12 protein-coding genes are annotated in these 15,870 nt (G+C 33.0%); 5 read left to right on the top strand and 7 right to left on the bottom strand.

What is annotated here, in order from left to right; genetic code table 11:
• The 4 genes from HN014_RS01330 to HN014_RS01345 all read right to left on the bottom strand — a co-directional run bounded on the left by HN014_RS01330 (position 1) and on the right by HN014_RS01345 (position 2,707).
• Complete coding sequence (locus HN014_RS01330; RefSeq protein ID WP_176027111.1) at positions 1–687, bottom strand: HmuY family protein; 687 nt, start codon at positions 685–687, stop codon at positions 1–3.
• A complete protein-coding gene (locus HN014_RS01335; protein WP_176027112.1) occupies positions 684–1,298 on the bottom strand; it encodes a biliverdin-producing heme oxygenase in 615 nt (204 codons plus the stop codon). The genes HN014_RS01330 and HN014_RS01335 overlap by 4 nt, the downstream gene beginning before the upstream one ends.
• Before the next feature lie 481 nt (positions 1,299–1,779).
• Positions 1,780–1,923, bottom strand: a complete 144-nt coding sequence (locus HN014_RS01340) for a hypothetical protein (RefSeq protein WP_176027113.1) — start codon at positions 1,921–1,923, stop codon at positions 1,780–1,782.
• Between the two features lie 490 nt (positions 1,924–2,413).
• Positions 2,414–2,707 carry a hypothetical protein gene (locus HN014_RS01345; protein ID WP_176027114.1) on the bottom strand — a complete coding sequence of 98 codons (294 nt, stop codon included), beginning with the start codon at positions 2,705–2,707 and terminating at the stop codon, positions 2,414–2,416.
• A 271-nt stretch (positions 2,708–2,978) separates the two neighbouring features.
• Between HN014_RS01345 and HN014_RS01350 the strand changes: the two genes are divergently transcribed.
• A complete protein-coding gene (locus HN014_RS01350; RefSeq protein ID WP_176027115.1) occupies positions 2,979–3,530 on the top strand; it encodes an outer membrane beta-barrel protein in 552 nt (183 codons plus the stop codon).
• Between the two features lie 70 nt (positions 3,531–3,600).
• Here HN014_RS01350 and HN014_RS01355 read toward each other — a convergent pair whose 3' ends face one another.
• Positions 3,601–4,602 (bottom strand): tyrosine-protein phosphatase, encoded by a 1,002-nt coding sequence (locus HN014_RS01355; protein ID WP_176027116.1) that lies wholly within the window; start codon positions 4,600–4,602, stop codon positions 3,601–3,603.
• A gap of 395 nt (positions 4,603–4,997) precedes the next feature.
• Complete coding sequence (locus HN014_RS01360; protein WP_176027117.1) at positions 4,998–5,288, bottom strand: hypothetical protein; 291 nt, start codon at positions 5,286–5,288, stop codon at positions 4,998–5,000.
• An 832-nt stretch (positions 5,289–6,120) separates the two neighbouring features.
• On the opposite strand from HN014_RS01360, the gene HN014_RS01365 reads away from it, so the two are divergent.
• The 4 genes from HN014_RS01365 (at position 6,121) to HN014_RS01380 (ending at position 15,024) form a co-directional block, all read left to right on the top strand.
• Positions 6,121–8,049, top strand: coding sequence for a histidine kinase (locus HN014_RS01365; protein ID WP_176027118.1), 1,929 nt, complete (start codon positions 6,121–6,123; stop codon positions 8,047–8,049).
• Entirely contained in the window at positions 8,039–8,788 is a 750-nt protein-coding gene (locus tag HN014_RS01370) for a LytTR family DNA-binding domain-containing protein (protein WP_176027119.1), read from the top strand. The genes HN014_RS01365 and HN014_RS01370 overlap by 11 nt, the downstream gene beginning before the upstream one ends.
• A 744-nt stretch (positions 8,789–9,532) precedes the next feature.
• On the top strand, positions 9,533–10,831 hold the full coding sequence (locus tag HN014_RS01375) for a hypothetical protein (RefSeq protein ID WP_176027120.1): 1,299 nt from the start codon (positions 9,533–9,535) through the stop codon (positions 10,829–10,831).
• Between the two features lie 734 nt (positions 10,832–11,565).
• Positions 11,566–15,024 carry a fibronectin type III domain-containing protein gene (locus tag HN014_RS01380; RefSeq protein ID WP_176027121.1) on the top strand — a complete coding sequence of 1,153 codons (3,459 nt, stop codon included), beginning with the start codon at positions 11,566–11,568 and terminating at the stop codon, positions 15,022–15,024.
• A gap of 104 nt (positions 15,025–15,128) precedes the next feature.
• On the opposite strand, the gene HN014_RS01385 is transcribed toward HN014_RS01380, so the two are convergent.
• Positions 15,129–15,743, bottom strand: coding sequence for a porin family protein (locus HN014_RS01385; protein WP_176027122.1), 615 nt, complete (start codon positions 15,741–15,743; stop codon positions 15,129–15,131).
• Between the last annotated feature and the right edge of the window lie 127 nt (positions 15,744–15,870).

The following is a 15,870-nucleotide window of genomic DNA, read 5'->3' on the forward strand; positions in this document are numbered from 1 at the left end:
TTATAGTTTTGTGATTTCTATATGTAAAAACCTTCCTTCCGATTCTGAAAAACCAAGGAAACGTAGTTTGTAATATTTTTGCGTTACTGTTTTGATAAGGTAGAATAGCCGTTGGTTGATGGAAAAAGAATTGCTCATATCAAATGTTTTCCAATCATATCCTATTGTATTAATCCTTTCATCGTATTTTAATGTTTTAGCTTTGTCAATAGTAAAGTTCTGATAGACTTCTTTGAATTCCTCCTCGCTCATATTCATATCAGAAAACTTAGAAACCGCTACTGATTCGTTAATATTAGATAATACTCCATATACTGTATAGGGGATCCCTTCGGGTAATAATTGTTCATAAGCTGTAGCAACCAAATGCCATTTCTCTGTGATTGGCGAAGATTCGATCAAAGGGGTATCATTACCTCCGTATAAATCAAAATTGACCCATTTTTTTGATCCGTACGTTACGGTTTTACCTATTTTCATATCATCCAAATCAATGTACAATTGATTCAAATAAAGTGGAGCTTCTCCAACAGGATTTGGATTATACGTTATTTCTTCTTTAATAATGGTCCCTTGTTGAGGCGTCTGTTTTTCCTCTTCTATTACTTCATCCGAATCATTGGAACATGATAATAAGAGAAGCCCCATGGCGAATATTGTTGTTGTTTTTATAATGTGGTTTTTCATTTTTGAGTATTTATAAATTCATTTGAGTTCAGCATGACTGGTTCTGAAAAGGTTGGTACTGCGTCAAATAATTGAGAAAAATGTCGAAATGTCTCTTGAGCGGTATAAATGATTATCAGCTTTTGTTCTTGAGTATACGCGGAGGTATTCATTGCTTTCTGAAAAGCATTCCATATCATTAAAGTATCCTCCCCATAACCTGAAAAAAAAGAAACTCCTTTAGTAATTCCTTTTTTAGCAAGCATTTTCACAATTATTCCTCCTCCCATGATGGAACCTTCCATAACATATAAAGCTCCTATCGCTTCTAATGAATTACTAATTACCGGAATTGTTATATCTCGAAAAGATACAGGTACATCCTGAAGCGCAAGCAGGTCATTTCTAAGATGTTCAGACGTACGTCTATCTTTATAATTGGGTCTGATTTCTTCTGTCAAAAAAGGAGCTATCGCTTTTTCCAGATGATCAAAATAATTATGAAAATACTTCAGCAAGTCCGCATAATCTCCTTTGCTTTTGATATTCTTGAGTCTTTCTACTACTTTCTTTTCCAACGCTTGGTGGTCTTCTTTTGTAGCGTCCTTAATTACTTTACTAAGGGGATTCATTGTTATAAAATATAATTATGTTATTCTTCTATCTTTTCAGGACCCTACCTATCAGATAATTACCACAAAGAGTTGAACTCTTTAGATAATCTGATGATTCCCTGATGTTATTCGTTATTCGTAGCGCTGCTCTCTATAAGTTTCTGAAGGAATGGTATTCAAACAAATACGTTACTACTATAAAAATTCAATTGCTGTTTTGGGGAAGAAATCCATATTCGCTATTAGTTATTTCGGTACTTGATGTGCTCAATAAACCAATACTACTATCTACTTTAATTTGTCTATTTTTGCACTGTCTGCTCTTTAATAGAAACAATACTAACAGCCCTTTTAATAAAACAAAAAAGGATTAGATACTCAAAGAAATCTCTATCGCGAAAGCGGTATATACTTCTTTTATAACATGATAATTACGAATACTAAGCTCTTGAATTCTCTTCTATAAAATTTATTATTTTCAAAGTCAGCTATACAGAAATTACACACTACTTTCTCTACATGATTGGTTATCAGCTGTACTGTTAGTTAGTATTCGTAAGTCGATAGTGACTCCTTTGGTTTGATTCGTAATAGTGGTTATTACAGCACTATCTTTTCTTCCTACAATAGGTAGATTTTTCATAAATTTGTCGTTTAACGACAATCACAATTTGTGATTGTTTTTATTATTAGCTCAGTGCAAAGTTTTGAGAGACAGAAACACTGGGCTTTTATTTTTACTGGTCTTATGTTTACTATTTATAATCTATATTTAGTAGCTACCTGGCTAACTTTCTATCTTTTTTATCATTTTTTAAATCGTATTGTAACCTTTGAGAATACCACAAACAGGTATCGAACTATTCTCGCAGATGATTTTTTATTTTTATTTATTCTAAATAAAGTGCAATATTACAAAAAACACACAGCTGTTTATTTGAAATAGTGTTAATAAAATCCTCTACAAATACTAATAAATGGTTAAAAGGTTTCTGTTTATACAACTCATTTATTCTTGAGTTACATCATATTATTCTTTATGATGACAAACAAATAAAAAGCCCCTTGGAACTAGTTCCAAGGGGCTTTTACTGCGACTTATAGTTGTTATTAAATAATTGAGGTGTTTACATCTATTTGACAAGTCTATTACAACCTATAGGAGATAATACCAGATCCATCCATTTTGCTTCTTTTTGTTTGGTTTCTTTTGAAGCAGAAAATAATACTATCAACTTCTCTTCAGGTTTCATCATGTTATCTACAGGAATAGTCTTCTTAGTATTCCCTACAAAAGAAGAAGTATTATCACGAGTCGATATGCGTACGTTCTTTTTATGAGGTAGGTGTTGATCTTTCAGGCTTCTTGTACAAGATAAAAAGAGCATCTGCACGCATACAACTTTTAGCAAAAAGTTTGTTTTCATTATTATTTGTGTATAAGTTGGTGATGCAAAAATATCCTTTATCTTTTTTTATATAAAATACTTTTTTCAAATAGCTATCATATGATAAAGCTATTATACGCTTCTAGCTACCTTAACATATCCTTCTTTTTAATTCTCATTAAATGACAACTTTTAACCTTGATAAAGCATCATTTTTTTTTCTTACAAAAGACAGAAAAAGAATCTCTTTTTTTACACTGTGAAAAAAAGATTTTTTATAATTTCATACACCTAAAAAACACATACTACTATGAAAAAAACATGGATTGTTATTATCATTTCTTTATTGAGTTTTACCACCTCACAAGCACAAATTAAAGCCGGATTTGGAGTAGGATTTGTTTCTCCTTCTGGTGACCTAGCCGATATTGCAGAAGGGGGACTTACCATTACTGCTGAAGCAGGATATGGGGTCCTAAAACAATTGGATGTTTCTTTATTGTACCAACTTGATATTTTTGCTGAAGAAAAACTTGGAGGAGTTAATCTGGCCACGGTAAAAATGGGAACTGTCCTGGCTAATGCTCGATATTACTTCAGAGAAGATGGTTTTCAACCCTATGTAGGATTAGGAATAGGACTGGCTAGTATAAAACAAGGTGATTATTCGATTGTTTCTAATGGGATTAATGTAAATGTAACCGGGTTTGACGAGTCTAATTTTGCGTTCCGCCCTGCTCTCGGGTTCAAGTATGGAATCCTTAATGTACACACAGCTTATTTGAATGCCGGAAAAGTAGAAGAATCTACCGTTGGGGATCTTACCTTCAATATTGGATTGTTATTTACTTTTGGAGGATAACATATACTACTAAAAAAGCAAGTGATAGTAATCACTTGCTTTTTTTTATCAATAATATATTTTTAGGAATTTATCCTTGCTTCTTAATCGATAACTTTTCTTCCAATTCTTTTTGAGAAATTCCAAAGGCCAATTTTAAATATACATCATAAGATCCATATTCCTTTATGATCAATGCAAGCGCTAAATTTATATCCTCTTTTTTCACAGATAAAGATGTCTCTAAAGAGGTTACTAAAGGCTGTATTTTTTTATCTATTTCTTCTTCTGACAATTTATTAAAGTCAGGAGCTGCCTGTAGTTCATTTTTTGCCATTTCTACTATTTCTGGAACCTCATTATCCTTATAATCTTTGAATACTTCTTTCAGAGTTGTATTCGCATGAATATAATCATCAATAACATATTTATCATATGCATTCAATGAACTGTATAATAAAGCTGTAAGAAACCCTATTCTATCTTTCCCCATCTCTCCCTGAAGTATTACTTTTTTATCGCCAAGTAAATATTTAGTTATTTTCTTGTAGTGTTCGAATAATTCCGTATTGGTGACGAATCCTTTATACTGTATTTCTCGTTGTTCTTGTATGTAGTTCTCATTTTCTTTTACTCCAATACCCAATACATTTTTGATAATTTCTCCATTACTAAGTGCATTACTTATAGGAATCGGTAGATGTACTCTTGTAATATTCTTTGGAAGAACGGTAGAAAAATCGATATTCGAATCAATCTCTTCATCACTTCTTAAGTCTATTAAAACGGTCTCACCCAGGCTCTCTAAAAACTTTTTTCCTTTCTTGTCTACATTGTCCAAATGCGCCGTTCTAAATATCTTATTCTTTTTAAACCACCTTCCTGATTGTAACGGTAGTTCTCCCAAGTCTTTAAAGTTTGTCAAATTCCCGGCTTTTTTCGTTCTGTCTGCCAAATTACTTTGTACTACTATTTCTGTCAGAATTTTAGATAGGGACTCATCCAAAACAGTCGTATCATCATTTTGATCACATGAAATAAGTAATACTGCGGTTACTACTAATAAAAGTCTTTTTAATTGTTTTTTGTACATTTTGATGTTTTTGTTATGATTTTACATGTTCATGTCGTGCAATCATTACCTACCCCCCTATAAGAAAAACAAAAAAAATATTTCTAAAACTTATACATCCTCCTATCGTCATCAATTCTCTTTGTGCTTATTTATTCTCTCTACAAGAGCAGCTTTCTTAACCAATATCACTTGATCAAATACATAAAAAGTAAGTGGACAAATCACTTACTTTATAGGGGCTAAAAAATCGTTCCTGATAAATCTATTAAACACCAGGTATCATATGCTATCTGATTCGAAGTAGGAAGGGGGGAATACGACTCTCTACTAAGAGATAATTTGCATTTAATTCAATAATAAGAATATATTAAAGGTAGGCTATATAGATACCTGGTGTTTTTCTTACTGATGGATTAGCATCCAAATAGTGGTTTCAGAGAATCAGGAAGATGATCACAAATATTAAAATCTCCTCCGGTATCTCCTGTAGAACAACTTGAACTCACATTATCTCCTTCACAAGAGAAAGAATCGATTACTACTCCATTTCCATCTTTAACAGTTACAGTTGCCCCATCGTAGCTCACACTTACGCTATCTACTTGATAGGTTCTTGTTTCACAATCCGTTGTTACTGTACAATCTGCTTTAACAAATGTTGTAAATGCTACAACAGCTAGTAAGGTTAAAAGTTTTGTTTTCATAATGTATAAAAAGTTTGAGATTAATTTGTTGCTAAAGTATAAGCACCTCCGAACTCTTTCCTCTCATTATTAAACAAACCACCTTCAAAATGTATAAACAATATGTTTTTATGTATAAAGTAAACTTCTGCTAAACAAACCTAAAGAGCATTTTATAAAAACAGGTTTTTTTAAAACTTTAATCATTAGATGAAGACACACTTCTAGGAGTATTTACCTTATAGAAAATAAAAAAACAACTCCATTTAGATCTGTTTTTAGGATTAAATAAGAAAAGTCAAAAAAACATACCTGAATCACATATTGGATTAAAACGTCCATATAACTTTCTTAAAACACCTCCGATAAACCTACTTATACGACTGATAGTCAAACCATCTTCTATACATATTCCCATAAATAGATCAAGGATCATTATTAGGCACTCCAGAAACTAGATTCGTATCTGATGTAGCTTTCTATATAGGGAATCCAATATTATGCCCAAATTCATAAGTAATCATATTTGATTTTCTTTGTTTTATCCAAAAAGCATTAAAAAACTTCTTATTTACAGAAAATATACTTGATTTTGTATTAACCAACGATTACAATGTATTAAAATAGCATATTCTCTCGTATCATTTATTTCAAATTCACTCTCTATAAAGAAATGTTAAAAAAACATGTTTTATTAATTTTACTATTTGTAAAAAAAAACTAAAACTCTAATAGTAAAAAGATTATAAAAATCATCGTTTTTAAACAAATCACAAATTTTAGTTAACAAGCAATTTTGAATAGAATAAGCATGTTTTTAAAACTTATTTTTAAGTAATCAACTCTTATAAATATGACTCTTAAACTCCTATTATTCAAAATCTTATTATTTTATTTTCCTAACACCTATTCGTTACAAGAAGATCCTTCAAATCAATGTTTGGAAAGAGAAAACAGCGCGGATTCTATTCAGCATTTTTATAAACAAGCATTAACCTCAGAAGCAAATCACGACTATGAAAAAACAGCATATTACCTAAAGAGAGGGTTAGAACTATCTGAAAAAGAGAATTATTTTAATGGGATTAAAACTTTTGGGCATAGATTAGAATATATATATAGAGCACGTCTATCTAATTATGAAAAAGCAGAAAAACTAAATAATCACCTTCTGCAAATTTGTAAAAAAAGAGGAGATACCACTTGCTATATTATACGGTTAGTGAATTATGGGGGCAAAGAAGTTCAAAAAAACAACTATATCAAGGCGTTACAATTTTATAATAAAGCTTTAGAATTAGCCAAAAAGATAAACGATAGTCTTTTACAAAGTGATATTCATGTTTCAAAGGGTATCTTATTCCAAGATATTGGTTCATTTGATGAGGCCAAAAAAGAACATTTAAAATCTTTAAAATTAACTCGTTCTACTGATTCCACATATAGAAAAACTGCATATATAAACTTATCGTATGCTCAAAATGATGCTCTATCAGATTCTAGTTTATATTATTTGCAAAAGGCATCAGTATTTTGCAGTGATCCTTCAAAAAAAAATTGTTACACATTGTATAATAATATCGCCTGGTATTATGTAAAAAAAAACAAACCTCATAAGGCCCTTGAAATTATTAAAACGTATATTGATTTTGACAAAATTGAATTGTATAGAAATGACTATGCGGCTATACTGCATACTATGGGGACTATTTATCAACAAGTAGCCGACTATTCTCAATCAATCTCATTTTATATAAAAGCATTGTCATATTATAAAAAAACAGGAAATGCAGAGCGTGTCATAATGACTTTAGAAGATATGGCGATTAGCTTTAAAAAAGCTGGACAGGAAGATCAACTCCTTCCTTATCTAAAAGACTATCAATATTATTATCCCTTATTATATAGTTCTAAATTAAAAAAAGAGCTAGCCGCCATTGAGTTTAATAATCTACTTAAAGAAAAAGAGGAAGAAATCTCTTCTTTAACATTCAAAAATCATCAGATGGAGGCTTCTGTAACAAAAACCAGACTTTCCATTTATACCCTCTTAGGAATTATAGTAGTCATCATAGGAATTATTGGGTACCGAAACCACATTACCCGGGTTAAATTTTACCAATTAAATAACAGCCTTGCTGTAAGTAGATTACAGTCACTTAGAACAATTATGAACCCTCATTTTTTATTTAATTCCTTTAGCGCACTTCAAAACTTTATTCTAAAAAAAGAACATCTCAAGGCTAATGAATATATGACTCAACTATCTGGGCTTATTAGAAATGTTTTGTCTAATTCTCATAGTGTATACAGTGATTTTGAAAAAGAAATAGCGATTATAAAATCATATATCGAAATTGAAAATGGAAGATTAGAAGAAAAAATAAAGGTTGTATATCACATTGACGAAAACCTAAAAGGCTCAAAGTTAACAATTCCATCAATGATCATTCAACCATATGTAGAAAACGCAATTATCCATGGACTTCTCCCATCTAACCAAGAAAAAAAATTAACAATCCGTCTCGTTTTAAACGAAAAAGAAGTTATATGTATTATTAAAGACAACGGCGTTGGAAGACAATACAATGAAAAGAGAAAACATCAGGGATTATCTATAGCCACGCGAAATATTTCTGAAAGATTAGCCATTTTAACCCAATTAGGGTATCAAAATACTACTGTTTCTACAAAAGACCTTTTTACGAAAGAAGGTAAACCTAAAGGAACTTCTGTAAAAATAATATTACCTATCATTACCACCTCTAATTATGAAAGATAAACTTAGTTGTATAATCATTGATGATGAAAAAAAAGATCGCGAGAACTTAACACTCCTAATAAATATGTACTGTCCTCAAGTACAAATTTTAGGTGAAGCTTCTGACAAAAATACCATTGTACGAATGTTAACTTCTCTTCAACCTGACCTTGTATTTATGGATATACAAATCGGAGAGTTCACCGCTTTTGAAATCCTATCCGAAATAGAAGAACTTTCTTTTAATATTGTGTTTGTCTCTGCCTACGATCAATATGCTATTCGCGGTTATAAATACAATGCTATTGATTACATACTCAAACCAATAGACATCCACAAACTTACGGAAGTCATACAAAGAATATCTGATAAAATTCAGCAAAACAACCTATTTCTTCCCCCTACAAATGCCGCTACAGCTTTTAATCCTATGAGTAAAAAGATATCTGTTACTGATGCCAAAGGAATTCATGTATTAGAAGTACATAATATTCTATACTGTCTAAGCAATGGAAACTATACTACTTTTATTTTGTCCGATAAGAAAGAGATCATCATATCAAAAAACCTAAAATACTTTGAGACAAAGCTAATCAATTACGGATTTACAAGAGTTCATAAATCTTATTTAGTTAACCTAGAACATATTAACTATCTAATAAAAGAAGACGGAGGAGCTATTATTATGCAAAACAAAGATGCTTTACCTATTTCTAAAAATTTTAAAAAAGAATTATATAAGCGAATGAATATTTTATAAAACATTCCTTATAAAGTAAACACGATCACGGTTTTATTTTATAAGAATCATCTATTCGTGTAATATAGCCTTATAACTTAACAAAAGAGGCATTTATAACATTTTGACATTTCTTATTAGGTGTCGTATATACGCCTCTGGATCTCCGTTGGAGATTCATGGATTATTCCTCTACCCTTTCCTGCCGAAACCAATTGCCCGCTAAAGGTGTAATACCATATATAAATGGTATTATCCCTTCTCTACTTCTTTTGATACATTTAGGGTAACAAAGAATCTTACAACATAAAAATAATTTCCTAAAAAAGGAAAATCGACAAGTCAATCCAATTAATACAAACTGTACAATTATTAAAGTGAAAAATCTTCATACAGACAAATCAGACTTAATAAAAAGGACCTATATAAGGGTTTAAAAAAAATTCATTATAAAACCAGAACATATCTAGGGGATAAAATCATTTCTTACACATTAAACAAAACAAGCTTACCTGTCAAACAAATTCAAAATAAAAAAACAAAAAATAGTAACAAAAAATAATTTTATTAACATAAAAACTAAAAATAAGACAAAAAAAATAAGGTGTTTATAAAAAAAACAAAACAATAAGTTAAACAAAGTTAAAAACAGCAATCGCTAGTTAAAAAAAGCTGAAATCACCTCTCTAAAAGGGAAGAATATCCTTTTTATAATTACATTCGGTCTCGTGATCACACAACAAAATCATTTAAAAAAAACAATTTATGAAAACCAATTTTATTACTAAGGCTATTTTAGCGATAGCAGTAGTCTTATCATCTCAATCCTGTGAAAAAGACCAGTTACAAAACACGCAGGAGACTCATGTGAAACCTCCTTCGGCTTCTTCGATTCTCTCCCCTGAAGATGTAAGTAAAAAAGAAAATTTAAAGAGCCGAAATCGCATAAATATCCCTCCTCACACAATCGATATCAAACCAGAGGGGAAGGATATAAGTAAAGTTAATTTAGCATTTTTTACATTCTTAACAGGTAAAGACCTTTCTCATCTTTTTAGATATATCGAAAAAGAAACAGGAGAAGACTGTTTAATGATTTTTATGAATGGAAAAAAAATAGACAACCCTAACAGAGTAAACAAATCTGTAAGTAATAAACCTAGTAGATATGACACTAAAATTTGGGCTAAATTAAAAAAAACTGGGCATGCAGAATACCTAAGAACTGAACTCGGAGAAAGAGAAGTTGGTTATAAAAATCAAGGAACAATAAATACCTGTCACGGTGATAGTAACAATGATGGTAATGGAATTAATAAAACAGTAACTTTTACAGTGATTGAAGGAATAGAATCCAGCACAGTTATAAGCAAAAGTTCAAATACTACCACTACTCATTCATTCGGCTTTAGTGTTCAACCCAATGCACTAGCAGAAATGGCGAAGAAGCTTAAACTAGGAGGAGATGGAAATTTTTCCTATAATTTCTCTAAAGCAATATCAATATCGAACTCCGAAGGAAAAACTGAGACCGAGAACGCAAGCATTTTGAGATCACAAAGTACCAGAATAAATGTTAGTGCTGATAGAGTTATAAACTGGCTAGTTTATAGAAGACCTGCTAATCACTACTATAGAAACATGACTCACTATGAAGTTAAAGGGTCAATCATAGCCGTTTTAGACAAACCCGACTATAGTGGAATCGGCAGTTCATTAATTGGTCCTAACCCTACGGGGGAACTAAAAGTAGTTAAACAGATTCATTTGGAAGACTATTTTCAATCTTTTGGAAAAACATCAGATTTTGAGCTTTTAATAAATGAAAATTATTACACAACTTACCAATACAGTGCCGAAGAAACCACATATCGTATAGCCTCTTGCGAAGATTTTAACCCTCATTGTGAGGCTGTAAAATTCGATCCTAACATTAAATACATAGAAGGTAACAGAGTTATTAAAGAAGGAGAGGTATTTGAGTTAAAAAAAGTTGACGGTTCCCTTAAATGGGTACCTGATGGAAAATGCACCAATATCACATATCCTTTTCCTAAACCCTAAAAAAGGAGTAAATTTAGTTTTTAGAAAAGAGGGAGGTTCTACAGCAATTAGAACCTCCCTCTTTTCTTTTAAAAAGTAAACCACTCAGAGATAAGTCCACGAGGCATTCGTTGGAAACAAATTTTCAATTTCAAGGCAAGCCCTGAGGTAGTATCCCTTTTGGCCGCACCCAAAAACATGATTAATCAGCTTATTATTTTTTAGCAATTTTGACTTTACAGCATTCCTTTATGCATAAAATTATACTTTTCAAAAACTTGTTTAATGAAACAACTAAGATTAAACAAACAATAAATTCAACATTAAAATGAGTTTTTTTCTATAAAATTGTAAGAAAAATCCACCCCTTCATGTCATATTTTTCTTTTAATAAAAGACTAATATTTATTAATAAACTCATAAAACAAAAGCGAATACTTTAAATATCTGCATCTTATCGAAAAAAGAATTTTGTAATGTTTTTTTTTTAGAATTTTGAACCACGATAACCAAACTCAACTTAACTATGACACTTTATTACACAAATTCAACTTCCTTATTAATAGTTATTTCCTATAAACTAACAAACGATAGTTAGTGAAAAAACTAATGAATTGTTTTGACATTTTTTCCTTACGCAAGTCGTATGATCTCTGATATATTCCCTCATATACCAACCTGTTCTCTGCGTAAAATTTTTAAAGAAACAAACTAACACATATACCAACTTAATTTATTTAACACAAGCTCAACTAATGAAAAAAACATTAATTGCCTTAATTGGCCTGACCTGTGGTATCAGTCAGGCTCAATTTAATCCTGATGCACCATGGGTAAACCAGGGGAACAAAGCCAAATCAGGAAAAACGATGGAATTCCAAGAAGTAAGTCAAGCTTTTGACTCTTATTGGAAAAATAAAGACCATACCAAAAAAGGAAGTGGATACAAGCCTTTTATGAGATGGAGAGAGTACTGGAAGCATGCATTACTTCCTGATGGAACAGTGCCTACTCCTCAGTTCTTCTGGAATGCCTGGGAACAAAGAAAAAAAATGACGGCAACTACCAAAAATGCTTCAGCAGCTACCTGGACTCCTATGGGGCCATTTGATCACAATCAAACTGGTTCTTGGGCTCCGGGACAAGGACGTGTCAATGTAGCCATCGTAGATCCTAACAACCCTAGCACTTTTTATGTAGGAGCACCGGGAGGAGGAATCTGGAAATCTACAGACAGAGGAGCTAACTGGACGCCACTATCCGACAAACTCCCTCAAATAGGAGTTTCTGGAATTGCTATTGACCCGAATAATTCTAAAGTTATTTATATCTCTACAGGAGATGATGACAGCAGTGATAATTACAGTATTGGAGTATTAAAATCTACTGACGGAGGTGTTAGCTGGAACAAAACCGGACTGACCTTCACCAGTAGCAGAGCATCCAGTAATGATATCTACATTGATCCGAATAATTCCAATACCTTATGGGTAGCCACCGATACGGGAGTTTATAAAACTACCAATGCAGGAACAAATTGGACAAAAACACTGAATGGCAACATCAAAGACATCAAACTAAAACCCGGAAACTCTAAGGTGATTTATGCTGTTACCAGTTCTAATTTTTACAAATCTACTGATGGAGGAAATACATTTAGTCAAAAACAGAGTGGTCTTCCTTCCCGATCAGGACGATTAGTGATTGATATTACTCCAGCTAACCCTGAGTATGTATATGTATTAAGTGCCAAAACAGGCTTCACTTTTCAAGGCCTATACAAATCGACAAACAGTGGAGAAAGCTTCACTAAAACGCAAGAAACTCAAAATATTTTTGAAGGAGATCAAGCATGGTATGATTTAGCTCTTGGAGTATCTGACAAAAACCCTGACATTGTTTTTGTAGGATGCATTAACATCTGGAAATCAACTAATGGAGGAAACAGATTTACCAAAATCAACAATTGGAGCTCCCCCAGACAAGCAACTTATACACATGCTGATATCCACTTTTTGAGATATTATAACGGAAAACTATTTTGTGGTAGTGATGGAGGAGTATACCTTTCTGAAAACGACGGAAGTAGTTTTAACAGTCTTACAAAAGGACTACAGATTAGTCAATTCTATAGAATATCTGTAGCTCAAAACAGTAGTGCTGATCGATTAGTTGGTGGCCTACAGGACAATGGAGGATATGCCCTCAACGGAACAGAATGGAATAATCATCATGGAGGAGATGGAATGGATTGTGCTGTAAGTGGTAATAATTCTGACACCTATTATAGTTTTACTCAATATGGAGGAACATTACATATAACGACCAACAGAGGAGTTACGCAGCGTCAAGTAGCAAGAGGACCAGAAAGAGGAAATTGGATTACTCCACTTGTCTCAGATAAAAATGGGGTATTATATGCTGGATATAGCAAATTCTACAAAGTGAGTAACAATTCCTTCCAAAAAGTGTCTAATTTTAACTTTGGTGGAAAAATAGACCATATAGAATTAGATCCTAACAATGCCAATAATATGTATGCGGCAAGAGGTAGAAATTTATATAAAAGTACGGACAAAGGAATTAATTGGAGTTCTATCCATACCTTCCAAACAAATATCTCTTCTGTAGAAGTTCATAATGACAATTCTAACATTATCTATGTAAGCACCAGTGGTTCTGGTAACGGAGGAGTTTTTAAGTCTACTAATCAGGGAACTAATTTTAGCAATATTGCAGGAGGTCTTCCTGGAGAAGCAAAATTGGTAGTACGCCACCAAAAAGGAACAGAAAATATCTATCTGGGAACTTACCTGGGGGTATATTACAAAAGTGGTAATAACAATTGGGTAAACTATTCTTCGAATTTGCCAACTATTTCTGTAAGAGACCTGGAGGTTAATTTAAAAGATCAGGTACTGATAGCCGCTACTTACGGTCGTGGTGTATGGAAAGTTCCTCTTGCCGGAGCATCCGGAGGAGATACACAAGCTCCAACTACTCCGACGGCTTTAGTCACTTCTAATATCAGCAGCACTTCTCTTACATTATCATGGAATGCCGCTACAGACAATGTAGGAGTAACAGGATACGATGTTTATCAGGGAAGTACTATTGTAACGTCTGTATCAGGAAATTCTGCTACTATTACAGGGTTAACTCCAAATACCAGTTATCAATTCAGAGTTAGAGCTAAAGATGCAGCAGGAAATCAATCCGCTCTGAGTGATGCGGTATCTGCTACAACAAGTGGTACCGGTGGAGACCAATGTACTGCAGCAGTACAGACATTCCCTTATAACCAGGGATTCGAAAACTCCTTTGGTTCATGGAAGCAAAGCAAGCATGATCATATTGACTGGACGCTGAAAAACGGGAACACCCCATCGGATAACACAGGTCCTTCCAGTGCACATCAAGGGAACTATTATATCTATGTAGAAGCCTCAAATACAAATGGAATAAATGGAAATCCTAATAAAAGGGCTATTCTTACTTCTCCTTGTTTCGACCTGACAAATTTGGCTCAGGCAACTGTAAGCTTCAACTACCATATGTATGGAGATAATGACATGGGAAGCATCGCTCTGGAAGCAAGTAAAGATAACGGTGCAAACTGGGTAAGCCTATGGAGCCAAACTGGTAACAAAGGAAACAATTGGCTATCTGCCAGTATTGATCTGTCTGCATACTCAGGAGGAACGGTACAACTTCGTTTTAACAGACTAACAGGAGCTACCTGGAAAGCAGATATTGCTATTGATAATTTTGCTTTAAAAAGTGCCAGAACAACAGGAAATATCTGTGATGGTATTCAGACATATGTAAACGGTCGGACATACCAGATTGGTGACAAAGTAATTCACCAAAACACTCTTTTCCAACGTGATAACACAGTTGCTTCCGGATGGAGAAGAATAGGAAATTGCCCAACCTCAATGGCATACAGTACGAAAGAAAGTAACTCATCAACAGTGTATCCCCCTGTATACAATGCTCTAATTATCGAGCCAAATCCAATAAAGGGGAACACATTGAACACCTTGTTTGTTCCTTCAAAGGATGCGACATACCGCATCATAGAATTACAAGGAAAAATTGTTCTACAAGGAGATTTTAGTCAGGAAATAGATGTAACTCCACTTCCTAAAGGGGTCTATATTCTTAAAGTTCTTTCTGACAAAAAAGAGTATACACAACGTTTTATCAAATAATCAATCACTAAACGAGGTATATGTATTAATTGTAAAACCCTGAGAAATCGATTTTGATTTCTCAGGGTTTCTTATCTTATAATATCGTTGAAATTCAACAGGAATCAGAATTTAAAACCGCAAGCTAGTTGAAAAACAGCATTTCTCATTTCATGAGTCATATCATCATAACTGGTAGAAAGGCCTAAATAATACCTTACCTCTCCAAAAAAACCTTGAGGCATTTGATATCCGATACCGACTGTTGTTCCTAAATCCAATAAGGGAGTTACCCCCGAGATGTGTTGTGTTACACGTTCTTTGGCTCCGTCACGAAATATTTCTTTCTCTGAATTTCCTGTCAATAATATCCCGACCTGAGGCCCTACTTGTATGCTCGTCCCCTTAAACACATAATATTTAAACAACAGAGGGACATTCAGATAATCCAGCTGCAATCTATGCGATGTCATTCCTTCTGCGGTTATTCGCTCTATAGTTGCTCCTTGAGGAGAATATACAATCTCAGGCTGAAAAGCCAATACTTCGGTCAAGGGCACTTCTAATAATACCCCGAAATGAAGTGTTGCTCTATGAGCTACTTGTTCCTCTCGTTTTTTGGTTACGAAAGAAAAGTTTTCTCCTACTTTAATCCCAAAACGTGGAGTATATTCCTGAGCATACATCATCATAGCGATAAAATAAAAAAGGGCTGCTACTTGCTTACGTACTACTTTCATTACAGTATAAAAAAAGGGTTCATCTATATGTCGAGAAAAAAGAGCGTTACCCTTTTTTTTCTCTAGAGTATAACATGATTTTATATAAAAAAGTTTTTTTATTAGTTTACATTGAACATGTAAGTAT

The organism is Aquimarina sp. TRL1, assembly GCF_013365535.1.
Classification (GTDB): Bacteria; Bacteroidota; Bacteroidia; order Flavobacteriales; family Flavobacteriaceae; genus Aquimarina; species Aquimarina hainanensis.